This is a genomic window from Streptomyces griseorubiginosus, from assembly GCF_017614965.1.
Classification (GTDB): Bacteria; Actinomycetota; Actinomycetes; order Streptomycetales; family Streptomycetaceae; genus Streptomyces; species Streptomyces griseorubiginosus_B.
Genome location: NZ_WVUG01000449.1, coordinates 1 through 5,438, shown reverse-complemented (window position 1 = coordinate 5,438; position 5,438 = coordinate 1). Strand labels below are relative to the sequence as shown.

General features: G+C 72.7%; 5 protein-coding genes. All 5 read right to left on the bottom strand.

Annotation, left to right across the window (positions count from 1 at the left end; all coding sequences use genetic code 11):
* Positions 1-1,397: peptidoglycan D,D-transpeptidase FtsI family protein (locus tag GRC12_RS41515; protein WP_208785625.1), on the bottom strand; the 1,397-nt coding region annotated here is incomplete at its 3' end.
* Positions 1,394-2,755 carry an FtsW/RodA/SpoVE family cell cycle protein gene (locus GRC12_RS41510; protein ID WP_208785624.1) on the bottom strand — a complete coding sequence of 454 codons (1,362 nt, stop codon included), beginning with the start codon at positions 2,753-2,755 and terminating at the stop codon, positions 1,394-1,396. The genes GRC12_RS41510 and GRC12_RS41515, both read right to left, overlap by 4 nt.
* A 43-nt stretch (positions 2,756-2,798) precedes the next feature.
* A complete protein-coding gene (locus tag GRC12_RS41505) occupies positions 2,799-3,374 on the bottom strand; it encodes an SH3 domain-containing protein (protein ID WP_208785623.1) in 576 nt (191 codons plus the stop codon).
* A gap of 45 nt (positions 3,375-3,419) precedes the next feature.
* A complete protein-coding gene (locus tag GRC12_RS41500; protein WP_208785622.1) occupies positions 3,420-4,718 on the bottom strand; it encodes a sensor histidine kinase in 1,299 nt (432 codons plus the stop codon).
* The coding region (locus tag GRC12_RS41495) for a hypothetical protein (RefSeq protein WP_439959945.1) at positions 4,715-5,438 on the bottom strand (724 nt) is incomplete at its 5' end. The genes GRC12_RS41500 and GRC12_RS41495, both read right to left, overlap by 4 nt.

The following is a 5,438-nucleotide window of genomic DNA, read 5'->3' as shown; positions in this document are numbered from 1 at the left end:
GTGATCTCCCCCCGGTGCGCCGACCCGTCCTCCACCACCACGGCCACCGCGACCTTGGGCGTCAGGTCCTCCTCCCGCTGCGCCCAGGACACGAACCAGGCGTACGGCGTACCGGCGTTGCCGACCCCGTGCTGCGCGGTGCCGGTCTTGCCGCCGACGATCGCGCCGGGGATCGCTGCGTTCGTGCCGGTGCCCTCCGTGACCACGCCCTCCATCAGCTCCTTCATCAGATCCGCGGTCTCCGGGCGCATCACCTGGCGGACCGGACGCGGGCCCGCCGTCCACGCGGTGCCGCCCTCGGCCGTCGTCGTCCGCTCCACCAGATACGGCTCACGCAGCTGCCCCCCGTCGGCGACCGCCGACGCGACCATCGCCATCTGCAACGGCGTCGCCCGCGTGTTGTACTGGCCGATCGAGGACAGCGCCAGCTGCGCCTTGTCGACCGAGGTGTCGAAGGTGCTGCGCGCGACCGAGAACGGCACCCGCAGGGCGCTGTCGTTGAAGCCGAACGCCTGTGCCGTCTTCGTCATGCCGGTGACCCCCACATCCACCCCCAGCTTGGCGAACACCGTGTTGCACGACCACTCGAAGGCGTCCCGCAGCGGAGCGTCCTCACAGCCGTCGCCCTCGTTCATCAGCCAGGTCCGCGTCCCCGGCAGCCGGTAGGGGTCCGGTGACCTCGTCGCCCGGTCCAGGTCCGTGACCACCCCCGCGTCCAGCGCCGCCGCCGCGGTGACGACCTTGAAGGTCGAACCCGGCGGATACGTCTGCCGGACCGCCCGGTTGAGCATCGGCTTGTCGGGGTCGGAGTTCAGCCGCTCCCAGGACCGTTCGGTGGCCGCCGCGTTCCCGGACAGGACCGAGGGGTCGTACGAGGGCGTCGAGACCAGGGCCAGGATGCGGCCCGTGGACGGCTCCAACGCCGCCACCGCGCCCTTGCGCCCGTCCAGCCCCTCGTACGCCGCCTGCTGGGCCGCCGGGTTGAGGGTGGTCACGACGTCCCCGCCGGGGCTGGGCGAGCGCGTGAGGCCGTGCCACAGCGGCAGCGGCGTGAGCACGGGGTCGGTGCCCGACAGCACCCCGTCCTGGGTGTGCTCCAGCAGCGTGGTGCCGTACACCTGCGAGGAGAAGCCGGTGACCGGGGCGTACAACGGGCCGTTCGTGTACGTCCGCTCGTAGCGCAGCTGCTGGCCGGAGTCCCGGGAGCCGGTGACCGGTTCGCCGGCCACCAGGATGTCGCCGCGGGGCTGGCCGTAACGGGCGATGGCCGAGCGGCGGTTGGCCGGGTTGGCGTCGTAGGAACCGGCCCGGACGACCTGTACACGGGCCGCGTTGACCAGGAGCGCGAGGAGCAGCAGGGCGCAGAACCCGGCCGCGTGCCGGATGTAGCGGGTCATGAGGCGACCTCGCCGTCGTACTCCCTGCGTGCCGTATGGCTCACCCGGATCAGCAGCGCCACGATCGCCCAGTTGGTGACCACCGACGAGCCGCCCTGGGCGAGGAAGGGCATCGCCATGCCGGTCAGCGGGATCAGGCCGGTCACTCCGCCGGCGATGACGAAGACCTGGAGCGCGATGAGCGAGGCGAGGCCCACGGCGAGCAGCCGGCCGAAGGGCTCGCGCAGGGCGAGGCCGGCCCGGTAGCCGCGCTCCACGAGCAGGCCGTAGAGCAGGAAGATCGCGCACAGGCCCGCCAGGCCCAGCTCCTCACCCGCGGTGGCCAGGATGAAGTCCGACTTGACCGCGAAGCCGATCAGCAGCGAGTGGCCGAGGCCCAGTCCGGTGCCGAGGACGCCGCCCGCCGCGAAGGCGAAGAGCGACTGGGCGAGCTGGCCGGGGCCCAGACCCGCGTCGATGGAGGCGAAGGGGTGCAGCCAGTCCTCCACCCGGCTGTGCACATGCGGCTCCAGCCAGCCGACGGCGACCGCGCCCAGGCCCGCCAGCAGCAGCCCGACCGCGATCCAGCCGGTGCGGCCCGTGGCCACGTACAACAGGACGACGAACTGGCCGAAGAAGAGCAGCGACGTGCCCAGGTCGCGCTCCAGGACCAGGACGCCGACGCTCAGCAGCCAGATGGCCAGGATCGGGCCGAGGACGCGGCCGGTGGGCAGCTGCATGAACCAGATCCGGCGGCCGGTGTACGCGAGCGCGCTGCGGTTCGCGGCCAGGTAGGCGGCGAAGAACACCGCCAGCAGCACCTTCGCGAACTCGCCCGGCTGGATGGAGAATCCGGCGATCCGGATCCAGATCCGGGCGCCGTTGACGGCCGGGAAGAGGATCGGCAGCAGAAGCAGGACGAGGGCGGCGGCGACGCAGACGTAGGAGTAGCGCTGGAGCCACCGGTGGTCGCGCAGCATGAGGACGACCACGATGAACAGGGTCACGCCCAGGGTGGACCAGACGAGTTGGGTGGGGGCCGCGCGGTCGCCCGGGGTCTCCAGGTCCAGGCGGTAGATCAGGACCAGGCCGAGGCCGTTGAGCAGCACCCCGATCGGCAGCAGCAGCGGGTCGGCGTACGGCGCCCGCAGTCGCACCGCGAGATGCGCGAGCAGCGCGAGCACGCCGAGCCCGGCGCCGTAACCGGCGGCGCCGGGCGGGACGGTGCCGTAGCGGGCGAGGCCCACCGCGCAGTAGCCGTACACCGACAGCAGTACGGCGAGGACGATGAGGGCCAACTCGATGCCACGGCGCCGGGGGAGGCGTACCGCGCGGGCGGGAGGATCCGCCTGTACCACGGTGGTTCCGGCGTTGGTCATGTCCGGAACTTACCCAAATAGTCGGTCTTGTGACCTCAGGGACTCAGCACCAGCGTGGCGGCGTCCCGATGGTCTCGATGTAGCGGGCCGAACCCCAGGCCCAGGTGCCGTCCGTGAGGAGGTACCAGAGGCGGTTGCCGTCGACGCTCTGACCCGGCGTCTTGCAGAAAATGGAGACGCGCTCGCCCCGGTGGGCCACCCGGATCACCTGGCTGCCCCGGTTGGGCGCGCTGCGCAGGTTCAGCTCGCTCGCGGTGACGACACCTCGGGCGAGCCGTTGGCCGCCGTCGTGATCGCCCTGCTCCCAGCTCTGCTGGTTCTCCTGGCCCTGCCAGTTCTGCCCGCTTTCCTGGTTCTGCTGGTTCTGTTGCGTCTGCTGACCCTGCCAGTTCTGCCCGCTTTCCTGGCTCTGCTGGTTCTGTTGCGTCTGCTGACCCTGCCAGCTCTGCCCGCTTTCCTGGCTCTGCTGGCTCTGCTGGCTCTGCTGGTTGTCCGAGCCCGAGTCGCCGCCGCTGCCCCAGTCGTTGTCGGCCAGGGCGGGGGTGACGGCGGCGGAGGTGACGAGGGCGCCGGCCGCGGCGACTATGCCGAGGCGGGTGATGGTGGAGCGCAGGGACATGGGGGAGTACCTCCACGAATGGGGCGAACCTGACTAATCGCCACGTTAGGAGGACTCGGGTGCGGCCGCCCGTCGCACTGCGCCATCGGGGAGAGCGGACCCGTGCTGAGGCAGCGTCAGAATCGCGACGGCCCCGCCGTCCACCGCGTTGGCGAACTCCAGCCGCGCCCCCAGCACCTCCGCCTGGCCCACGGCGATGGTCAGTCCCAGCCCGTGCCCCTTGGCCCCGCCCTCCGTGCGGAACCGCTGCGGTCCGTGCTCCACCAGGTAGTCCGGATACCCGTCCCCGTGGTCCCGTACGGTCACCACCGCCCCGTCGACGGTCACGGACACCGGCGCCCGCCCGTGCTTGTGGGCGTTGGCCACCAGGTTCCCCAGCACCCGCTCCAGCCGCCGCCGGTCGGTCTCGACCCGGGTGTCCCGCAGGACCACGACCTCCGTGTCGGTCCCCGACGCCCGCACCACCCGCGCGGCCAGCGCCCCCAGCTCCTCGCCGTCCAGTTCGAGCTGTTCCCGCCCGGTCTCCAGCCGGGAGATCTCCAGCAGGTCCTCGGTCAGCGTGCGCAGCGCCGCGACCCGGTCCCGCACCAGTTCCGTCGGCCGTCCCGGCGGCAGCAGCTCGGCCGCCGCGTGCAGCCCCGTCAGCGGTGTCCGCAGCTCGTGTGCCACGTCCGCCGTGAACCGCTGCTCGCTCAGCAGCTTGCCCTGCAGGGAGGCGGCCATGGTGTCCAGCGCGGCGGCGACCGCGGCCACCTCGTCCTGCGGCCGGCTCTGGTCCGTCGTCCGCGGATCACCCACCCGCGCGTCCAGATCGCCCGCGCTGATCCGCCGGGCCACCTGCGCGGTCGCTTGCAGCCGCCGGGTCACCCGGGTCACGGCGAAGGCGCCCACCAGCAGCGTCGCCCCGATCGCCAGCCCCGACGACCACAGGATCGCCCGGTCGAGCCCGGCGATGGTGTGCGCCTGTTGCGCGTAGTCGACCTCGACGGCCAGCGCTCGGTTCCGGTCGGCGGGACCGGCCGCCCACATCGTGGGCTGCCCGTGGTGGTCGGAGACCATCGTGCCGCGGTCCCCGGCCAGCGCCAGATCCCGCAGCGCGCGCGGCAGCCCCGGCGGATCGACGCTCGCCCCCGGCAGCAGCGTGTCCCCGGCCTGGTACGCCTTCGTCGCGTCCGCCAGCCGCGCCAGCGCGAGGCTGCGGGCCTGACCGACGGTCTGGTCGGTCACCGAGACGTGCACCAGCACGCCGAGCATCGCGGCGAGCCCGCAGCACATCACCGTGATGAAGACGGCGGCCTTCACGGCGAGCGTGCCGGCCCAGTGGGGGAGCGCGAGCCGCGTCATGGGGTCGCCGAGGGGGACGGGGAGCGGCGGTGGCGGTGCTCGTGCTTGCCCAGGCGCAGCATCTCGTCGTGGGTGAGCAGCATCACCTTCTGGTCGGGGTCCCAGGTCCACTGGAAGCGGTACTCGTAGTCGGCGAGGTCGGAGGGCGCGTGGATGATCACCGAGTGCCCGGCCAGCTCCACCCCGCTCACCGCGTCGTCGTTGGCCATCACCTGCACCACCCGGCCGGCCTCGACGGTGTAGACGCGTACGGCGGTCTGGGTGCCCGGCAGCAGTCGGAAGCCCAGCGTCAGATCGGCACGCCCGTCACCGGTGAGGTCCCGGTAGTAGCCCTTGAGCAGCGGGCACCGCTCGTCCGCGGGCTTGCGGCCGCAGTACGCCATCCGGCGGGCGGTCTCGCGGTACGGCGCCTTCGAGCCGGCGTAGTCGTCCGGGTGCTGGGCGATCTCGGCCCGCACGATCGCCACCGGGTCGACCCTGCGTATGTCGTCGCCGGGGGCGGTGACGCCCTTCATGGCCTCGGACTCGCCGTTGTCGTAGTCCCAGGCCGGGCTCGCGGCCGGGGACAGCTGGGGCCACAGCTTGGCGGGGCTGGTCGCGGTCGGCGTCGCCCCCGCGCCGCGCAGCCCGCCCGCGTCACCGCAGCCCGCGACGGCCGCCGCCAGCAGGGCGACGGCCAGCGCGGTGCGCAGGGGGCGGGTGCGGGGCATGGTGCTCCAG